This is a genomic window from Xylanibacter oryzae DSM 17970, from assembly GCF_000585355.1.
In the GTDB taxonomy this organism is placed as follows: domain Bacteria; phylum Bacteroidota; class Bacteroidia; order Bacteroidales; family Bacteroidaceae; genus Prevotella; species Prevotella oryzae.
Map to the genome: position 1 here is coordinate 950,774 of NZ_KK073873.1, position 19,335 is coordinate 970,108.

16 protein-coding genes and 1 pseudogene are annotated in these 19,335 nt (G+C 36.5%); 8 read left to right on the forward strand and 9 right to left on the reverse strand.

All coding sequences use genetic code 11. From position 1 onward, the window contains the following. Positions 1 to 21: 21 nt before the first annotated feature. The 6 genes and pseudogenes from XYLOR_RS03955 to XYLOR_RS03980 all read left to right on the forward strand — a co-directional run. Positions 22 to 1,980: a dipeptidyl-peptidase 3 family protein gene (locus XYLOR_RS03955; protein WP_036877161.1), complete on the forward strand. Its 1,959-nt coding sequence runs from the start codon at positions 22 to 24 to the stop codon at positions 1,978 to 1,980. A gap of 10 nt (positions 1,981 to 1,990) precedes the next feature. Further along, positions 1,991 to 2,611 (forward strand): DNA alkylation repair protein, encoded by a 621-nt coding sequence (locus tag XYLOR_RS03960; RefSeq protein WP_036877164.1) that lies wholly within the window; start codon positions 1,991 to 1,993, stop codon positions 2,609 to 2,611. Positions 2,612 to 2,676: 65 nt separating this feature from the next. Further along, positions 2,677 to 3,171 (forward strand): Fur family transcriptional regulator, encoded by a 495-nt coding sequence (locus tag XYLOR_RS03965; protein WP_036877167.1) that lies wholly within the window; start codon positions 2,677 to 2,679, stop codon positions 3,169 to 3,171. Positions 3,172 to 3,176: 5 nt separating this feature from the next. Then, a complete protein-coding gene (locus tag XYLOR_RS03970; RefSeq protein ID WP_036877170.1) occupies positions 3,177 to 4,448 on the forward strand; it encodes an adenylosuccinate synthase in 1,272 nt (423 codons plus the stop codon). Positions 4,449 to 4,460: 12 nt separating this feature from the next. Continuing rightward, positions 4,461 to 5,822, forward strand: a complete 1,362-nt coding sequence (hisS, locus tag XYLOR_RS03975; RefSeq protein WP_036877173.1) for a histidine--tRNA ligase — start codon at positions 4,461 to 4,463, stop codon at positions 5,820 to 5,822. Between the two features lie 68 nt (positions 5,823 to 5,890). Further along, positions 5,891 to 6,844: pseudogene (locus tag XYLOR_RS03980) on the forward strand (rhamnogalacturonan acetylesterase); the annotation flags it as partial. A 32-nt stretch (positions 6,845 to 6,876) separates the two neighbouring features. Here the strand turns inward: XYLOR_RS03980 and XYLOR_RS03985 are convergent. The 4 genes from XYLOR_RS03985 to cdd form a co-directional block, all read right to left on the reverse strand. Beyond that, the gene (locus XYLOR_RS03985; protein WP_051508850.1) at positions 6,877 to 8,301 is read right to left on the reverse strand and encodes a hypothetical protein; all 1,425 of its coding nucleotides are present in this window, start codon (positions 8,299 to 8,301) and stop codon (positions 6,877 to 6,879) included. 104 nt (positions 8,302 to 8,405) lie between these two features. After that, positions 8,406 to 8,960 (reverse strand): NADH peroxidase, encoded by a 555-nt coding sequence (locus tag XYLOR_RS03990; protein WP_036877180.1) that lies wholly within the window; start codon positions 8,958 to 8,960, stop codon positions 8,406 to 8,408. A 23-nt stretch (positions 8,961 to 8,983) separates the two neighbouring features. Further along, the gene (locus XYLOR_RS03995; protein WP_036880648.1) at positions 8,984 to 9,409 is read right to left on the reverse strand and encodes a Fur family transcriptional regulator; all 426 of its coding nucleotides are present in this window, start codon (positions 9,407 to 9,409) and stop codon (positions 8,984 to 8,986) included. Between the two features lie 120 nt (positions 9,410 to 9,529). Then, on the reverse strand, positions 9,530 to 10,012 hold the full coding sequence (cdd, locus tag XYLOR_RS04000; protein ID WP_036877183.1) for a cytidine deaminase: 483 nt from the start codon (positions 10,010 to 10,012) through the stop codon (positions 9,530 to 9,532). A 127-nt stretch (positions 10,013 to 10,139) separates the two neighbouring features. Between cdd and XYLOR_RS04005 the strand changes: the two genes are divergently transcribed. Continuing rightward, positions 10,140 to 11,057, forward strand: a complete 918-nt coding sequence (locus tag XYLOR_RS04005) for a glucosaminidase domain-containing protein (RefSeq protein WP_154655658.1) — start codon at positions 10,140 to 10,142, stop codon at positions 11,055 to 11,057. A 543-nt stretch (positions 11,058 to 11,600) separates the two neighbouring features. Beyond that, complete coding sequence (locus tag XYLOR_RS04010; protein ID WP_036877186.1) at positions 11,601 to 13,547, forward strand: TlpA family protein disulfide reductase; 1,947 nt, start codon at positions 11,601 to 11,603, stop codon at positions 13,545 to 13,547. Between the two features lie 125 nt (positions 13,548 to 13,672). Here XYLOR_RS04010 and XYLOR_RS04015 read toward each other — a convergent pair whose 3' ends face one another. The 5 genes from XYLOR_RS04015 to XYLOR_RS04035 form a co-directional block, all read right to left on the reverse strand. After that, positions 13,673 to 14,854, reverse strand: a complete 1,182-nt coding sequence (locus XYLOR_RS04015) for a zinc ribbon domain-containing protein (RefSeq protein ID WP_036877187.1) — start codon at positions 14,852 to 14,854, stop codon at positions 13,673 to 13,675. Between the two features lie 39 nt (positions 14,855 to 14,893). Continuing rightward, a complete protein-coding gene (locus tag XYLOR_RS04020) occupies positions 14,894 to 15,592 on the reverse strand; it encodes a glycoside hydrolase family 25 protein (protein WP_084608516.1) in 699 nt (232 codons plus the stop codon). Positions 15,593 to 15,688: 96 nt separating this feature from the next. Further along, entirely contained in the window at positions 15,689 to 16,513 is an 825-nt protein-coding gene (locus XYLOR_RS04025; RefSeq protein WP_036877189.1) for a hypothetical protein, read from the reverse strand. Positions 16,514 to 16,528: 15 nt separating this feature from the next. Then, the gene (locus XYLOR_RS04030; RefSeq protein ID WP_036877191.1) at positions 16,529 to 17,809 is read right to left on the reverse strand and encodes a Na+/H+ antiporter NhaC family protein; all 1,281 of its coding nucleotides are present in this window, start codon (positions 17,807 to 17,809) and stop codon (positions 16,529 to 16,531) included. Positions 17,810 to 17,822: 13 nt separating this feature from the next. Then, positions 17,823 to 19,319: a UxaA family hydrolase gene (locus tag XYLOR_RS04035; protein WP_036877193.1), complete on the reverse strand. Its 1,497-nt coding sequence runs from the start codon at positions 19,317 to 19,319 to the stop codon at positions 17,823 to 17,825. Between the last annotated feature and the right edge of the window lie 16 nt (positions 19,320 to 19,335).

The window sequence follows — 19,335 nt, forward strand, 5'->3', positions numbered from 1 at the left end:
CTTGAATTTAAGTAAGAATAAATGCAGAAAGAAAAATTCAGATATTCGGATGAACACTTTGCAGATTTACAGATGCTTAGGTATCGTCTGAATGATTTTGAAAAACTATCTATAAAACAGAAAAAATTAGTATATTATCTCTCCGAAGCCACATTGTGGGGAAGGGATATTACATTTGATCAATTCGGCAAATACAACCTCCGCATCCGCAAGATGTTGGAGGTTCTGTTTGTTGAATACTCTGGTAATAGAGAGTGCGAAGAATTTAAAAGTCTTGTTACATACCTTAAAAGGCTATGGTTTTCAAATGGTATTTATCATCATTACGGTTGTGAAAAATTTGATCCGGAATTTTCAGAATCTTATTTACGTAAAGTAATATTAGAAATAGAACCATCTCATCTTCCATTATCTGAAAATCAGTCAGTTAAGGACTTTTGTGATGAATTATGTCCCGTAATATTTGATAAAGACATATTATCAAAGAGAGTTAATCAAACAGACGGAGTTGATATTGTTGCTACTTCTGCTTGCAATTATTATAGTGGTGTTACACAAAATGAAGCTGAGCAGTTTTATGCAGAGAAAAAAAAGGTTTGTACACAGCAACCTCCATCATATGGTCTTAATTCACGTTTGGTAAAAGAACATGGAGTAATAGAAGAACAGGTTTGGAAAGAAAATGGTCTTTACGGCTCTACAATTAGTAAAATAGTTTACTGGTTGGAAAAAGCAAAAGGAGTTGCCGAAAATAAGAAACAAGAAAGTGTTATTAGTTTACTTATAAAGTATTATAAATCAGGCAATTTATCAGACTTCGATAAATATTCTATTGAATCGGTAAACTCGCTTGAAGGAGACATTGACTTTATCAATGGTTTTATTGAGGTTTATGGTGACCCCCTTGGTTTGAAAGGTTCATGGGAAGGCATAGTAGAGATAAAAGATATTGAAGCCACACAACGTACAAAGACTATAAGTAATAATGCACAATGGTTTGAAGATCATTCCCCAGTAGACCCTAAATTTAGAAAACCAAGAGTGAAAGGAGTATCTGCCAATGTTGTTTCAGCGGCTATGTTGGGTGGCGACGAATATCCATCTACTGCAATAGGTATAAATTTGCCCAATGCAGATTGGATTCGTGCACAATATGGAAGTAAAAGTGTCACAATAAGTAATCTTACTTACGCATATAATAAGGCAGCCAAAGGTTCAGGCTTTAAAGAAGAATTTGTTATTGATAATGAAACGATCCAGCTTATTGACAAATACGGTGATATTTGTGATGAGTTGCATACAGACCTTCATGAATGTTTAGGTCATGGAAGCGGTCAGTTACTATCTGGTGTAGACCCAGATGCGCTTAAGGCTTACGGTAATACAATTGAAGAGGCAAGAGCAGACCTGTTCGGCTTATATTATATTGCAGATGATAAACTTGTTGAGTTAGGTCTTGTTCCGGATAAAGAGGCATATAAGTCAAACTATTATACATATATAATGAATGGACTTATGACTCAACTTACACGTATTAAACCTGGCCATATAATCGAAGAAGCTCATATGCGCAACCGTTCGCTAATTGCTCATTGGTGTCTTGAAAAAGGGAAAGATGAAAACGTGATAGAGATGTTGCAAAAAAATGGTAAAACATATATAGCAATCAATGACTATCATAAATTACGTACCTTATTTGCAGAGTTGCTTGCGGAAATACAACGCATTAAAAGTACAGGCGACTATGAGACAGCTAGATTCATTGTAGAGACGTATGCTGTAAAAGTTGATGCACAGTTGCATACAGAAATACTCGAAAGATACAAAAAATTGAATCTTGCTCCCTATAAAGGATTTATAAATCCTGTAATGACTCCTGTTATTGATGATGAAGGTAATATAACTGATGTCGCAATAGACTATACTGAGACATACGAACATCAGATGCTAAGATACAGCAAAAATTATTCAGTAATGTGATAATATCATTATGAACGAAGAAACACACGAAAGACTAAAGAGTATTAAACAGAGTTTCAGGCTTATGATGAACGGTGTTGCCGCACAATCTATGCGTGAAAAAGGTATAGTATATAAGATAAATTGGGGTGTTCCTCTTCCGTTATTAAAAAAACAAGCAGAAGAAATAGGACCAGACTATGATCTTGCAATAGAATTATGGAAAGAAGATATACGTGAGTGTAAGATTCTAGCCATAATGATAATGCCAATTGATAGAATGCTTCCAGAAATAACAGACTTATGGATGGAACAGACACCTACACAAGAGATAGCAGAAGTGGCTGCAATGTATTTGTATCAGAAATTGGAGTATGCACCTGTTATAGCATACGAATGGATTGCCTCAGATAATATTTTATATCAATTATGTGGTTATAATATTCTTTCGCGTCTGTTTTCTAAAGGTCTGGAGCCTAATGAAAGAGGAATAAACGAATTTCTTGACCAGGCTAAGACCGCTTTACTGGGCGATAATATATCCATTAAGAAGGCAGCAATAAATAGTATAAGACATTTTGCCGATTTTGGAGAGGAATATGAGCAAATAGCAAAAAGAGCTATGAAAAGTCTTAATTTACAACTTTTTTAATCTATAAATAAAAATATTCGAATAAAAAGTTGTAAATTTGTGCGATTATATTATTAACGTGTAGAATGGAAGATATTGCAAAAGCTGCGGCCAGAGAAATATTGGATAAATATATCGAAACAACTAAGCGTCGCAAGACGTCTGAAAGATATACTATCCTGAACGCAGTATATACTCTTTCAAGCAATTTTACAATAGATGAATTAAATGAATATCTAGATAAAAATTGTAATTTCATAGTTAGTAGAGGCACACTTTATAATACATTGGGCTTGTTTGTTGAGATACATTTAGTAGCTCGATATAACACGCAGTCAGGAACAAAGTATGAAGCATGTTATAACAGCAAAGGCCATTGCCGTCGTGTTTGCACAATATGTGGTAAAGTCACAGAAGTAAAATCAAAGGAAATAGACAAAGCAATTTCAAACACACATTTTAAGCGATTTCATAAAAACGGTTATTCCGTTTTTATTTATGGTATATGTACATCTTGTCAGGCACAAATGACGAGACGTAGGTGTATTGATGCAAAAAAGAAGAATAAAGAAACAATATAAATAAAATGAAAACAGGTAAAGTAGATGTTCTGCTGGGTCTCCAGTGGGGCGATGAAGGAAAAGGTAAGGTAGTCGATGTATTGACTCCGAAGTATGATGTTGTAGCTCGTTTCCAAGGTGGCCCAAATGCAGGGCATACTCTTGAATTCGAAGGTCAGAAATATGTACTTCGCAGCATTCCTTCTGGTATATTCCAGGGCGGCAAAGTAAATATCATTGGCAACGGTGTAGTTTTAGCTCCAGATCTCTTTATGGATGAAGCAAAGGATTTGGAGAAGAGCGGTCACGATCTAAAGGAACGTCTTCATATATCAAAGAAGGCTCATCTCATCATGCCTACACATCGTATATTGGATGCTGCTTACGAGGCAGCCAAAGGTAAAAATAAAGTTGGAACCACTGGTAAGGGAATCGGTCCTACATACACAGACAAAGTTTCACGTAATGGTCTTCGTGTTGGTGACATCCTTGAAAATTTTGAAGAGAAATATGCCGCACATAAGGCGCGCCATGATAAAATGTTAAAGGCTCTCAATTATGATTATGATATAACAGAAGTTGAGAAAAAATGGATGGAAGGTATCGAATACATTAAACAGTTCCATATTGTGGATTCAGAGCATGAAATAAACAATATTCTTCGTTCTGGTAAGGACATTCTTTGCGAAGGTGCTCAAGGTACAATGCTTGATGTAGATTTCGGTTCATACCCATTTGTTACATCATCCAATACTATTTGTGCCGGTGCATGCATTGGTCTTGGCATCGGTCCAAACAAGATAGGCGAGGTATATGGTATAATGAAAGCATATTGTACACGTGTTGGTGCAGGTCCATTCCCTACAGAACTATTTGATGAGACAGGCGCTAAGATACGCGACCTTGGTCATGAATATGGAGCTGTAACAGGCCGTGAACGTCGTTGTGGCTGGATAGACCTTGTGGCCTTGCGTTATTCTATTATGGTCAACGGTGTTACACAGTTAATAATGATGAAGAGTGATGTACTTGATGGTTTTGACAAGATCAAGGCATGTGTAGCATACAAGCAGAATGGAAAGAAAATTGATTATTTCCCTTATGACATTGAAGAAGGCATTGAGCCTGTTTATGAAGAATTGTCAGGATGGAACGCAGATATGACTAAGTTTACCAGTGAAGATCAGTTTCCACAGGCATTCAAAGACTATATCAATTTCCTTGAGGTACAATTGGAGACACCTATCAAGATTATCTCAATAGGTCCTGACCGTGACCAGACAATTGTAAGAAAATAACAGAGTGTAAGAATGAATAAACCAAGTATTCCAAAAGGTACGCGCGACTTTTCTCCTATAGAGATGGCAAAGCGTAACTATATCTTTGATACAATTAGACAAGTATATGCCCTCTATGGCTTTCAGCAGATAGAGACTCCGGCTATGGAGACTCTGCAGACGCTGATGGGCAAATATGGTGAAGAAGGAGATAAACTGTTGTTTAAGGTTCTGAATAGTGGTGATTATATGAATAAGATCACTGATGAAGACTTATCGCAGCGAAGTTCACTCCATCTGGCAGCAAAACTCTGTGAGAAGGGTTTGCGTTACGACCTCACTGTACCATTCGCCCGTTATGTTGTGATGCATAGAGAGGAATTACAGTTACCATTTAAGAGATACCAGATACAACCAGTATGGCGAGCAGATCGTCCTCAAAAAGGTCGCTATCGTGAATTCTATCAGTGTGATGCAGATGTAGTAGGAAGTGACTCTTTATTGAATGAGGTTGAACTTATGCAGATTGTCGATACTGTTTTTACACGTTTTGGTGTCAGAGTTCAGATAAAAATCAACAACCGTAAGATCCTAACAGGTATGGCTGAAGTAATAGGCGCTGCAGATAAAATTGTAGACATTACCGTAGCGATAGACAAACTTGATAAGATCGGTCTTGAAAGCGTAAATGAAGAACTAGCTGCCGATGGTATCAGTGCTGAGGCGATAGAAAAACTACAACCTATCATCTCACTAAGTGGAACAAATGATGAGAAACTGGCTACAATAGCAGAGGTGCTAAAAGGGTCGGAAATAGGAATGAAAGGAGTCGAAGAGACACGTTTTATTCTTGACACACTTAAGAAATGCTCATTAAAGAACGAAATACAGTTAGATCTTACTTTAGCACGTGGCCTGAACTATTACACGGGTGCCATATTTGAAGTTAAGGCTTTAGACACGCCAATGGGAAGTATTACAGGTGGAGGTAGATATGACAATCTTACAGGTATATTCGGTATGCCTGGTTTGAGTGGGGTTGGTATATCATTTGGTGCAGACCGCATTTTTGATGTGCTTAATACTCTTGATTTATATCCTAAAGAGGCTATAAATACGACACAACTGGTATTTATCAATTTTGGTGAGAAGGAAACAGAGTACTGCATGCCAATTATAACTAAAGCCCGTGCAGCAGGTATACGTACAGAGATATTCCCTGATTCGGTCAAGATGAAGAAACAGATGAGTTATGCTAACTCCAAACAAATTCCATTTGTTGCTCTTGCCGGCGATAATGAGATGAACGAAGGCAAAGTTACTCTTAAGAATATGACAACAGGTGAGCAGTCACTTGTTACACCTGAAGAGCTGATTTCAATTATTACTGAATAAGTATTATTACTGTAAAGGTTGGTGTAGTCTATTTAGACTATGCCAACCTTATATTTTAAATGCAAACTATGAAACAAACTAAAACACTTATCTGCACTCTGTTGTGCATCCTGATCCTTTCATCATTCAAGTCAGATCATGTTATAACAATTTTCATGATAGGGGATTCGACAATGGCAAACAAGGACATCAGCAAAGGCCTTCCTGAGAGAGGATGGGGTATGGTACTTCCATGTTTTTTCAGTGAAGATGTACGTATAGACAATCATGCTTTAAACGGCCGTTCTTCAAAGAGTTTTATTAATGAAGGCAGATGGCAGGAAGTTCTCGACAAAATCAACCCCGGTGATTATGTATTTATTCAGTTTGGTCATAATGATGAGAAACCTAAAGCCGACCGTCATACAGAGCCAGGCTCAACATTTGATGCTAATCTGCGTAGATTCGTTTTTGAGACAAGGAGCAAGGGCGGTATTCCTGTATTATTCAATAGTGTAGTACGCAGAATTTTCTCACAGAGTAAGACTGCTGTTACTGACGATGACTTACGTACAAATTCATCTGTTGGACTTCAAGAAGGAAAAACACTGGTTGATACACATGGAGCTTATCTTCTTTCACCACGTAATGTGGCAAAAGAAATGAATGTACCTTTTGTTGATGCTAATAAGATAACTCATGATTTAGAACAAGGCATGGGACCTGAGAAATCAAAGAAGTTGCATATGTGGTTTAATCCCGGTGAAGAGCCTTCATTGCCAAAAGGCAGACAGGATAATACACATTATAATGTTTATGGTGCCCATATTGTGGCTGGGCTACTAGCTGATGAAATAGGTAAAAAGGTGCCTGCGCTTAAAAAGTATATTCGTCATTATGATATTACAGTTGCCAAAGATGGTAGTGGAGACTATTTTGATATTCAGAAGGCTGTAGACATGTCACCTGCAAATAAGAAAACAACTATTCTTGTGAGAAAAGGAACTTGGAAGAGACCTTTGTTGTCTAAAGATAAAAAAATAAAATTTATAATCCAGAGCGGATCCGCTTGGAATTAATATTCGTAACAACCAAGATCAGGCGTGTCATCACGCTTCTTTCCATTAAGATCATAAATTAGAGAATTAGCAATGCCTGCGTTTATGGCTTTTGATTGAGAATTAAGTCTGAAGTCGTATCGCAGGTTTTTTGTGTCTATAATCTTAAAATTTTTGTCTTGAGCATTAATACTGTCAGGTGCTTCCCAAATGATGTTCGACATAGACTTGTCATTGTCAATATGTGGAGTGCAGATCAAACAATGGTCAAAATTATAATTGAAGTCTATATCATTATTATCTTTTTCGCCCATCAATTCATCATCTGAATAACCTGTTATTATGCTATTTGTAACACGTAAAGAAGATAATGCATAATTCCATTCGTTATATTTATTTGCAAACCTCAGAGCGACACCTCTTTCAGAATCGAAAGGATAGAATTGAGCAATAGTTGTATTCATGATGCTCACATTCCCACCATATATAGCTACGCAATCTCCTAGAGCATTTGATATCTGACAGTTTTCTATGTTGGCTTTACAGTTATATAAAGTCAATCCGTTCCCTCTACAATTATGTATTATGCTGTTATACATATTTAATCTTGAATTATAAGTAGATGCAGAGTCGCACTCAATACCATATTCACTACTATGGATATCAGTAAATCCTATTTCATTATTTACAGATGAAGAATATATGTGAATGCCTCTCCATTGTCCACTCACCATGTTGTATGGCAGATATTCGAGTATATTATCAAGTCTGTCTCCCCTTAAAGTAATAAACTTTCCTATATCTCCGATACTCTTCAATGTTCCATATACATCTATTCCAGCACCATCATGAAAAAAAATAGAAGTGCCGGCACTTATTCCTAAAGTAGCATTGCTATCCACCTTAAGAATCCCATATACAATAATCGGTTTTTCTGATGATAAAGTAGTGTCTCCTTTTATTTCGCTGTTATGCATTACGGTAGCATCCCACGACCATGCATTCAGATTGACTTTTTGCGTTACGCCACTTTCTAGTAAACATGTAAGATTATCTTCCAACTTCTTTGGCTCCAGTTCGTTAGTATATCCAGATGTTAATTCTACGAAAACCCGTATACTGTCACCTTTCCTTATTTCAACATTCGAAGTTTGATATCCCCTAGAAGTTAGATCTGTGCCGTCAATATTTACTCTGAACCCTGTTTGATTACCTTTTTCCAATTTTATTGAAGCTACTCTTATTCCATCACTTGAGTTATTATAAATCCAGAAAGACCTTGTTGATGAAGGAACTTTAGAAAAAACAGTATCCATCTTAATTGTATCACTCGAAAAGGAAAGAATGTTTGATTTTGATTCAGAAAAGCTATCATTGTCATTACAAGCTACAATAGATAATAATGACACTATAATTTGTATAAACAGGATAATTCTTTTCATATAGATATAAACGCCATATAGACATCAATATTGTATAAGACAAAAAAAGGGAGCGGAAAAATTCCGCCCCCGGCATCACTCGTTTGTATAAATAATATATCGACCTATTTGAAGTATCTCTTGTAGAGTCCCATAAATCCGGCACAGTGACGAGCTTCGTCTTTTGCCATCTCGTGAACAGTATCGTGAGTTGCATCCATATTGGCAGCCTTAGCATTTTTAGCGATGCGGAATTTGTCTTCGCAAGCGCCACGCTCTGCAGCGATACGAGCCTCAAGATTGCTCTTTGTGTCGCCAAGAACTTCACCAAGAAGTTCTGCAAACTTAGATGCGTGTTCAGCTTCCTCCCATGCATAGCGCTTGTAAGCCTCAGCTATTTCAGGGTATCCTTCGCGGTCAGCCTGGCGTGCCATAGCAAGATACATTCCAACTTCACCACATTCTCCGTTGAAGTGTGCGTGTAGATCTTTAAGCATTTCTTCATCAGCATTCTCTTTTTTTGCTGCACCTAGAACGTGCATTGTAGCGAAAGCTGGTGAATCATCATCTTTCATCTCAACAAACTTAGACTGTGGAGCCTTACAAATAGGGCATTTTTCTGGAGCTTCTGTACCTTCGTAGATGTAACCGCAAACTGTGCAAATAAATTTCTTTTTCATAATCGATTGATTTTAAATATTAATTATTGTTTTTTATTTTTTAGACATTCAGCACAAATACCTTTATAGTATAACTGTGCGTCAGTTACTAGATTCCCGTTAATCATTTTGTTATCAGGACTTTCTGGCGCTTCTTGATCGAACATATCAATCACTTTTCCGCATTCCTTGCAGTAAAAGTGAACATGTGGATCTGTATTACCGTCATAACATACACGATGTTCATCAATTGTTATCATCTGTACAGCCTTATGGTCTGACAGTAGTCGTAAGGTATTGTATACTGTGGTACGACTCAAAGTAGGCATCTTCTTGTTCAATCCTGCATATACATCTTCCACTTTTGGATGTGTAAAATGTGTCAGAAGGTATTGCATAATAGCCATCCTTTGTACTGACGGTTTGAGTCCGCAACTCAATAGCTTATCGTATGCCTCTTTTTCTTTCATCTTGTTCATTGTCTTGATTTCGTTTGCAAATATATATACTTTTTCTGAATGTACAAAATATTAAGTTGTAATTATTCCAATATTTAAACTATTTTAATATTGGAATAATTGTTTTTGTTCTTATTTCATGTCATCATCAATAAAGGCTAATGGTAATATGTCTCTTATTGTATTGATTACATATACACCTTCTGTGCCGTATAACAGCAGCTTCACGGGGTGTTTATACCTTTCTTCCTCTTCTAGTATGACTTGCCTGCATGCCCCACATGGTGATATTGGTTTATTAAGCAGTACGTTATTTACATTTTTGGCAGCAATGCAAAGAGTTACAACTCCTTTATCGGGATACATAGCATTAGCGGCAAATATTGTGTTCCTCTCAGCACACATTGTCATAGAGAAAGATGCATTCTCCTGATTGCTGCCGGTTACAATGTTGCCGTCTGACAACAAAACTGCGGCGCCAACTTTAAAGTTCGAATATTTGGCATAAGATGTTTTTGTCGCCTCGATTGCTTTTTTAATTAATGTCTGTTCCTCTTCAGACAGCTCTTCGGGTTTACATAATTGAATATTCGATTTCAATGTTATTGTTTTCATTATATATTGTGTTTAAATAATCATGGTGCTAAGATAGTATTAAAATCCATAAATTCAAAATTTAATTGCTTTTATTTTGTTATCAATCATAATTGGCGTATCTTTGCAAAAAGGTAAGATAAATCAAATGAAGAAAGTAATATTATTGTTATTGACTGTTATCATATCCTTAGGGCTTTCAGCTCAGGCAAGGTGGAATTATCAGTATCAGCAATATATCAATCAATATAAGGATTTGGCGATAGAGCAGATGTTGCGCTATCATATCCCTGCTAGCATTACTCTTGCGCAAGGCCTTTTAGAGAGTCGTGCCGGACTTAGTACTATGACTATTCGCAGTAACAATCACTTCGGTATAAAATGCCATGGTTGGACAGGTGGAACATTTTATCAGGATGATGATGATGTAAACGAATGCTTCCGGGCTTACGACAACGCATATGACAGTTATGAAGATCATAGCAAGTTTCTTGTAAATTCACAGAGATACCGGTCTTTATTCAGCTTGGATGTAACAGATTATAAAGGATGGGCTTATGGACTGAAACAGTGTGGTTATGCTACTAATCCGAATTATGCTCTAAGTCTTATTAATATTATACAGTTGTATAAATTGGATGAGTTTGACAGTCAGCGCAACTATGATAAATTTATTGCCAGACGTACCGGTCATGACAGATCTTCAGCTTATGGTGTGGGTCTTCATCCTATATACATGTATAATAAGAACTATTATCTAAAAGCAAGATCTGGAGATACATTTAAGAGCATAGGAAAAGAAGTAGATATTCCTCGTAGGGCTTTAGCTCGTTATAATGAACGTGATAAAGATGACATATTGAGTCCTGGTGATGTAGTATATCTTAAGAAAAAGCGCCGTAAGGCCGACAAGGCGTATAAGAAAGTTCCTCATATAGTAAAGCCAGGGCAGAGTATGTATGATATCGCCCAGATATATGGTATACGTTTGAAGTATCTATATAAGATGAATAATTTACCACCTGATTATCAGATAAAAGTTGGTGACACTCTTCGTGTCAGGTAGTCTTTCATGCACTTTACAGTATTTTTTTTAATAAATAATACCACTATACCACTCTATATCTTAAATGATTGATATATAGTATCTTAACTATTGGTGGCTATTCATTGAAACGCCACTAAATGTCACTCAACTACCACTTTTATAATACATAACTTCTACATCACAAAAGTTATACTTGCGTACATTGTAAGAGCTATGCCTAGGCACTGCAAAAGCAATACTCAGACATTGTAAAAACTATGCTTTAATAGTTATTGTATGTGTTTCGCAATTTTAGAGTGGCATTAGGGTGATGTTTTGTGGTATTTGTATCATTGTAAATGCTTGATACACAGCGCTAGTGGTAAAGTGGCATTATTATTTAAAAAAGTTTGGTGGTAATTCTATTTATATTAATATTATATAGTAATATATGTTACATATACTTTGCCTAACGTCTCTTTTTACAGAACATCTATAAGAATAATTTGTGCCTTTGGTTTTTAATTTTTATATTTGCGTAAATAATATTTGTTAACTTTATATTTTAAGACCATTTATAGTATGAAAACAACTTATCATTTAAGTAAATCATTATTCATATTACTCTTTCTGATAATATGTACAGTAAAAGTAACCGCAAAGGTTATTTACAATCCCCCTTTCGAAGGCAGAAACACATGTACACTTTCTATTACCAAAATAGAAAAGACATCTAAAGAGACTAAATTGTACTTTCATGTACATTTTATTCCTCACTCTTGGATACAGCTTCGTGATTCTGTATTTCTTGCTGATACAGAAACCGGCAAACTTTTCTATCCGATACGTTTCGAAGGGTTTGATCCGAACAAAAAGATGTATATGCCCGAATCCGGAGAAATGGACTTCTCTATAGTTTATCCTGTAATACCAAAGAGCGTTAAGAAGATGGACTGGAAAGAAAATGATGACAAAAGTTCTTGGCAGATATGGGGCATATCCATGGCTGGTAAGAAAGAAAAGGTAAATCCTTTTGTGTATCAAGTACCGAAAGCAGCAACAGACCAGCCTAAAGATAGTGGTAAAGACTTCACAAAAGATAACTTTTTCAGGACGGATTCTGCTTATATTACAGGATACCTTAAGGGATATAACCCAAAATTTGGATTAACTACAGGTATTATTTATTGCTGTAATCAACTTACAAGGCAGGACTATCCTACAATAGTAAAGATAAGTCCTGATGGTAGTTTTGAAACAAAATTAATTTTGTATTATCCTATCGAAAGCCATATTGTGATAAATGATTTTGTTATTCCATTTTACATAGAGCCTAGACAACACATTGATATTCAGGTGAATATGGATGATTTATTATACACACAATATCGTCTTAATCATAATATCCCTGTAGTTTACACAAGTCCTACTGCTGATATCTGTAAACAAGTTAAAGATGATTTTTATGCTTATGGATCAGAATATGTCCAAACAATGAATCAGTTATATCAACCAGAAGCGATGAAATATACTCCATCTCAGGTTCTTGAAAAATTTGTTCCACTTTATGAGAAAAGGAAAGCAGAGGTTGATTCAATAATTACAGTTGATAATTATACCCCTAAAGCAGCCCATCTTAAGCGTAATCGCGAAGCAACTGTTCTAGGATATAGATTATTGGATTTTGTAGATACACGAGATTACTATGCAAGAAAAGATACGGCCAATATTTCTCTTAAAGTACCTATTGAAAAAAACTTCTATGATTTTATGAAAGAAATGCCTACCGATGATGAGGTGGCATTAGCTAATAACGAATACAGTATGTTTTTAAACAGGTTTGAAGTCAATAATACCTTATATGACGAAACACTTGACTTGAACTGTAATTATTCTAAAATAGCACTATCTTACACGATGTATGATAAGTTTAAGGGTACATTCTTATGGCAATTGTCTACGCTTCGTCGTATTTTTGGGGATGAATATAAGAAAATGATAGCAAATGGAGATATGAGTGTAAAACCAAATATATTCAAGAATCCTGTAATAATAAGCTATGCTAAAGCCTTATTAAGTAAGATAAATAATGTAAAGAAGCCTTACGAGTTGCCTGATAATGAAGCATCGCGGATGTTTAAGAAACTGATAGCTCCATACAAGGGCAAGTATATTTTTATTGATTTCTGGGGAACGACTTGTGGCCCATGCCGTGCTGGAATTGAAGAGATGGCACATTTTCGTAAAGAGATGCAGGGCAATCCCGATTTCCAATTTCTGTATATAACAGGAGCAGGGACGTCACCTTCAGAGTATGATTATAATGAATATGTAGCAAAGCACCTGAAAGGTTTTCCTAGTGTTTATCTCAAGGATGCTGAATATCTGTATATGCGCGAACTGTTCCACTTCAATGGTATACCACACTATGTAATGGTAGATCGTGACGGAAAGATAATGGATGAAAACTATAATTATAGCTCATATATGCTTGATCATTTCTTGAATGAAAAGGGTATAAGAAAATAAAACGCTATAATTAGGTTCTATTAGTTTATAAGAAAATAGCTTAATATTTTACCGTATAGTTTTATAACAAACTGCTGGTATAAATATTAAGCTATTATATTTAGTAGTAGTACTATGACTATGTACTATTGAACTATCTTTATCATGTTAAGTTCTGAAATCTTACCTTCTGGTGAAACCTTCGCTTTAATCTTGTATGTATTAAGGCTGTTCTGATTAGCATCAGTCTTTTCTACTTTCTGATCTACAGTAAATGTAACTGCGTAAGTAAATTCACCATCACCTGCAGCTGGTTTCTTATCAATATGGAAATCGTTATTCACTCTCCATACCATATTAGTTATATCCGGTTTATAGATTTTCTTCATGAACATAACTACATCATTTTTGGTAGCGTTAGATTTTCCAAGGAAACTATTAAGTACTGCTGTTACAGTACCTGTTACAGTACCTTCATCACGACTGTTCAAACCACTGAAATACTCATGGAAAAGACTACTTACCATCTGTTTGTCTTCTGAGCTAACTTCTGTTGCAGAAGCTTTATCTGCATTCTGTTTTGCTTCGTCGATATGCTCACCATCAGCATGCTGTTGCATATATGTTTGATATGCTTCAGCAGTGTTTGCAGATTTTGCACCAGCCCAGTCGATAGAGTCTATCTTGTGTTTAGCTTCGCCTAGATGTAAACTGTTAGGATGCTGATTTATATACTCCTGAAGGGCGCTCTTTGAATTGCTTATTAGAGCGTTTGTCCAATCTGTATCACCTTTCTTTAGCAATGTAAGGTGTGACTCGATACTATCGCGGTGAGCTTCCGGCGCATCCTCATATGTATCAAGGAAGTTTTGCAGCACAGCAGGATCTGTACTTTTCATTGCCTGTTCGTATGCATCTTGCTCTTTGTTTCCCTTTGCATCGCTGTAGTAATAAAAACAGATGGCACAAATTATTGCTGCAATAATAAAAGAAACAATAAGTGCTGTGTGGCTCTTCTTTTTAGGCTCTTCTGTGTTTTTACCTCCATTATTATCTTGGCCACTTATTGGATTCTTTTCAGTTTTTTCTGTTACAGGGCGAACTGGAGTTACAGGACTTGCAGTAGCTTCTGGACGTGGGGTAGCTGAAACACCTCCACTTACGTATGGTTTGTGACAATTAGGGCACATACCTTCTGACTTGAAGAAAACATCTCCACAATCAGGGCATTTAGTTACTTTCCCGGCTATTTCTATACCACAACTAGGACAAGTTTGTGCTTGGTCGCTAACTTGACGACCGCATTCAGGACATTTAATGATTGCCATTGTTTATTATTTTATTTATTTTGTTTATACTTTTGTCTGTTAATGTCGAAATCTGATTTCGCGTAATCCATGATGACCCATAAAACGGCTTTTGTCTACAAACGAATTAATACCATTGATACGGCCTTTACCTGTATATTGCCACATCATGAAATCTCTTCCATCTGCAAGTACCGGTTCACGCTTAGTATATTGTGCTATCATCAATTTGTAATCATCAATTTTCCCTAATAGAGTATGATCGTAGAAGTTGGCGAATGTATATATCAATGGTTTCTGATGGTATACCTTTTCGACCATTCCTAAAAACTTGAAAAGGGAATCGCAAAAGTCTTCATTGCTAAGGCCTTGCTTGTTTTCTATATCAATCATTGGTATAATGTCTTGCTCACCAGGTCTGCACTGTGATGTAAAGTTGTCCAACTGTTTCTGCTGCTCGGCTAATGGACGGTAGAAATGGTACGAACCAACTTTCAGACCGTATCTGTGAGCCATAAAAATGTTGTCTTCAAACTTATCGTCTACTCGGTTGCCGCCTTCGGTGGCTTTAAGATATACGTAAGCCATTTTGGTATTGTCTCCAACTGTTTCCCAAAAAACCTTACCTTGATAGTGACTAAGGTCTATACCATGTATATGACTACAAGTATCTTCACATTGCACATCATATTGATTCTGACAGAATATCTTTATACTGAATAATAGAATTATGTTTATTAATAATATATATCTTCTCATTATATAATTCGCATTTGGTTGCAAAGTTAATTATTAATATCGAAAATAGATAACGAAGAATTGAAAAAATTATTAATTCGGACGTTATGTTGTGTATTATTCTTCTATTTCGGATAATGAACTTGCAAAACTATGGATAAAATTACTTGTCGTTTCTAATGGATAATATTTCATCAGTCTGGCACTGTGGCAGATATGCCAAAGTGTGGCGCGATTATTTTTATTGTGTACAAAGGCACCATTACCCTGACTGAAGTGCATATCTCTTGCACCTAAAGAACTAATGTCTCTTAATATAAGCTCTTTTGCATTTTCCTCTTCTTTATCCATAAAAGGGAATTCGTCGTGCGAAAAGTCAAAAAGTTGTATAAGCACACTACTTTCGAGTGTTACTATATGGCGCATCTTTAAACGGTTTATCCAACTCTCGAATTTTACATAATCAACACGGTCACCATTTCTCCTTAGAAAATATCCCAACCGTATTATCTCATTAAGTTGTATGCCGTCTCGTAAAATATAGGTTGTAATTGAAATATATAAAGAGAGTAGGCGTAATGTCTCTGTATTAGTATCTATGCTATGAAGTTCGTTATCAACGATTTTCCTTAATCGTCGGTTCAGAAAGAAATTGTTCATCCTCAAATTTTTATACTCATCCATATCGTATAAAGGCTTTGAATTGAGTACGCTGTCTTTCCTTATTTTATCCCATTCGGCAAGAGTCTGATTTGGAAAACAGAAACATGGATGTGTTTCCTCATCTTGTAAAGCCTTTATTGCAAATTGAGCCAAACCGTGCTTTATGGCAAGATTTACTAACTGCTGCCATTTGAATAATGACATCGGCTCTAGCTGTTCTTTTGTATTAAATACGCCGGAACGTATGGCTTTGAAAAAATTTCTTTTAATTACATCCATCGTTCAATAATATGATTATGAATACCTCCTAGGATATCTAAAGAGTATGGACAATATACATGCTATGCCTATTGCAAAAGGATAATACAGGTACGGCATAATTGATACGGGGTTTATGGAAGCTAGTCCAGCAGCCATAAGTATTTGTGCTCCATATGGTATGAGTCCCTGCATACAGCATGACATGGTGTCAAGTATGCTTGCGCACTTACGACTATCCAAATCAAATCTTTCTGATATTTTTTTTGAAATACCACCAACTGTTATAATTGCCACCGTGTTATTGGCAGTGCAGATATCACATATGCTTACTATTGTTGCTATTGCCATATACGCACCACGCTTTCCTCTGACATGAGCTGTCATCTTTTCTATAATGTAGTCTATACCTCCGTTTTTCTTGATAATTTCGAGCATGCCGCCAGCCATCATTGTTATGATTATAAGTTCGCCCATACTCATTATACCGTCTCCCATAGACTTAAACCAACCGAATACATCATATGTACCCTCTATTATTCCGATAGTTCCTGTAAGTGCTATTCCGAGTGTAAGTACTCCCATTACATTAACACCAGCCGCAGCTGTGATAATGACGATGAGGTAGGGGATTACTTTTACAAATTCAACACTTGGTATGTTTGATGGTGAGTGTACCTCGCTTCCCATAAATATATACAAGAACAATATAATGACTGCAGCTGGGAAAACTATAAAGGAGTTTACCTTGAACTTATCTGACAGTTTACATCCTTGTGATGTGGTAGCTACAATTGTGGTATCAGATATGAAAGACAGGTTGTCTCCGAAAAAAGCTCCTCCTACAACTATTGCCGTCATAAGCGGAATATTCGCTCCTGTGGAATGTGCCAAACCTGCGGCAATAGGTGTCAGCGCTACTATAGTTCCAACACTTGTACCTATCGAAAGTGATATGAAGCAGGCTGCAATAAATAGTCCGGCCAGAAGCATATTACCAGGAAGGAGATTTAGCGTTAAGTTGACTGTTGCATCGATGCTTCCCATGTCTTTTGCGCTGTTTGCAAAAGCTCCGGCAAGAACAAATATCCATAACATCAACATAAGGTCGCCGGAGACGGCGCCACGACTGAATATTTTGATACGAGTATCTATCGGATATCCGTACATAGCTATGATAGCATATATACTGGATAACATAAATGCAACTGTTATCGGTACCTTGTAAAAATCACCTGCAATAATGGATGTTACCAGGTAGAGTATTATGAAAAACAACAGTGGACTTAACGCCAAAAATCCTTTCTTTTTATTCAATTTTATTCGTATATTATAGTGTTACTCCATTCTTGAATATAGCGATCTCGCGATATCCATTTATTTCGTTACGCGCTTTTTCGCCACTGGCGACTGAAATAATCTTGTCTACAAATTGTGGCAGTAGGTCTGTCATAGCAACGCCTTCTGTTAGTACTCCTGCATTGAAATCTATCCAGTTTGCCTTGCGTTTATACAAATCACTGTTCGTAGAAATCTTCATAGTTGGAATAAAAGTTCCAAATGGGGTTCCTCTACCGGTGGTGAACAATACTATATGGCAACCGCTGGCTGCTAATGCTGTAGACGCAACAAGGTCATTACCAGGGGCTGAAAGTAAGTTAAGTCCATTGGTGTTTAATGGCTCTGCATAATCCAAAACTCCAGAAACTGATGCACGACCACACTTCTGTGTACATCCAAGGGCCTTGTCTTCAAGAGTCGAAATACCACCGGCCTTATTACCTGGTGATGGATTTTCACCAACAGGTTCTCCATGACTGAGAAAGTATTCTTTGAAATCGTTTACCATTTTGACTGTTTTATCAAACAGTTCAGAATTTTTGCAACGATTCATTAATATAGTTTCTGCTCCGAACATTTCAGGTACTTCTGTCAGAATAGTTGTTCCACCTTGTGCAACAAGAAAATCTGAGAATTCTCCTACAAGAGGATTGGCAGTTATACCGCTGAATCCGTCAGAACCGCCACATTTCAATCCAATACGCAGTTTGCTGAGTGGTAAGTCTACACGTTTGTCCTCTTTTATTATATTATATTGTTGGCGCAAAATATTCATACCATACTCAATCTCATCACCTTCTACTTTTTGTACTACCATAAATTTGATACGGTCATGGTCGTAATCACCTAGTAGCTTTTCAAATTCATCCGGCTGATTATTTTCACATCCAAGTCCTACGACTAATACAGCTCCTGCATTAGGATGCAAAACGATATCCCTTAATATTTTGCGAGTATTCTCATGGTCACCGCTAAGTTGTGAACAACCATAATTATGATGCCATGCAAAAATACTATCTATGCCGTCACAGTGCGTTTCTGTGCGCATGCTTTCAGCCAGTCGCTCAGCGATACCATTAACACAACCTACTGTAGGTACAATCCATAACTCATTGCGTACGCCAACATCTCCATTACTTCTTTGATAGCCTTTAAATGTTTTATTCTGATTACTGATGCTAAGCTCTTCATTTACAGGAGAATATGTATATGATAATGTACCAGACAAATTAGTCTTGAGATTGTCTTCGTTTACCCATTGTCCTGCTTTTAGATTCTCTCGTGAATGTCCTATAGGATAGCCATATTTGATAATGTCAGTGCCCTCTGGAGCGTCCTTTATGAGAACTTTGTGTCCGGCAGGTGTATCCTGTAAAACTTCTATCTGTTTATTGTCAACCTCAATAGTTTCACCTTTTCTATAAGGTTTAAGGCATACGACAACAGAATCTGTCGGATTGATTTTAATAAAATTGGATTTGTTCATATTTTGATTAGTTTTA

What these genes read in the sequence shown, in the direction of transcription:
- XYLOR_RS04015 (WP_036877187.1), bottom strand. Translation starts at nt 14,854, where the DNA reads ATGGCAATCATTAAATGTCCTGAATGCGGTCGTCAAGTTAGCGACCAA.
- XYLOR_RS03970 (WP_036877170.1), top strand. Translation starts at nt 3,177, where the DNA reads ATGAAAACAGGTAAAGTAGATGTTCTGCTGGGTCTCCAGTGGGGCGAT.
- XYLOR_RS03965 (WP_036877167.1), top strand. Translation starts at nt 2,677, where the DNA reads ATGGAAGATATTGCAAAAGCTGCGGCCAGAGAAATATTGGATAAATAT.
- XYLOR_RS03960 (WP_036877164.1), top strand. Translation starts at nt 1,991, where the DNA reads ATGAACGAAGAAACACACGAAAGACTAAAGAGTATTAAACAGAGTTTC.
- XYLOR_RS03990 (WP_036877180.1), bottom strand. Translation starts at nt 8,960, where the DNA reads ATGAAAAAGAAATTTATTTGCACAGTTTGCGGTTACATCTACGAAGGT.
- XYLOR_RS03985 (WP_051508850.1), bottom strand. Translation starts at nt 8,301, where the DNA reads ATGAAAAGAATTATCCTGTTTATACAAATTATAGTGTCATTATTATCT.
- XYLOR_RS04005 (WP_154655658.1), top strand. Translation starts at nt 10,140, where the DNA reads ATGAAGAAAGTAATATTATTGTTATTGACTGTTATCATATCCTTAGGG.
- XYLOR_RS04025 (WP_036877189.1), bottom strand. Translation starts at nt 16,513, where the DNA reads ATGGATGTAATTAAAAGAAATTTTTTCAAAGCCATACGTTCCGGCGTA.
- XYLOR_RS04035 (WP_036877193.1), bottom strand. Translation starts at nt 19,319, where the DNA reads ATGAACAAATCCAATTTTATTAAAATCAATCCGACAGATTCTGTTGTC.
- XYLOR_RS03995 (WP_036880648.1), bottom strand. Translation starts at nt 9,409, where the DNA reads ATGAAAGAAAAAGAGGCATACGATAAGCTATTGAGTTGCGGACTCAAA.
- cdd (WP_036877183.1), bottom strand. Translation starts at nt 10,012, where the DNA reads ATGAAAACAATAACATTGAAATCGAATATTCAATTATGTAAACCCGAA.
- hisS (WP_036877173.1), top strand. Translation starts at nt 4,461, where the DNA reads ATGAATAAACCAAGTATTCCAAAAGGTACGCGCGACTTTTCTCCTATA.
- XYLOR_RS04010 (WP_036877186.1), top strand. Translation starts at nt 11,601, where the DNA reads ATGAAAACAACTTATCATTTAAGTAAATCATTATTCATATTACTCTTT.
- XYLOR_RS04020 (WP_084608516.1), bottom strand. Translation starts at nt 15,592, where the DNA reads ATGAGAAGATATATATTATTAATAAACATAATTCTATTATTCAGTATA.
- XYLOR_RS03955 (WP_036877161.1), top strand. Translation starts at nt 22, where the DNA reads ATGCAGAAAGAAAAATTCAGATATTCGGATGAACACTTTGCAGATTTA.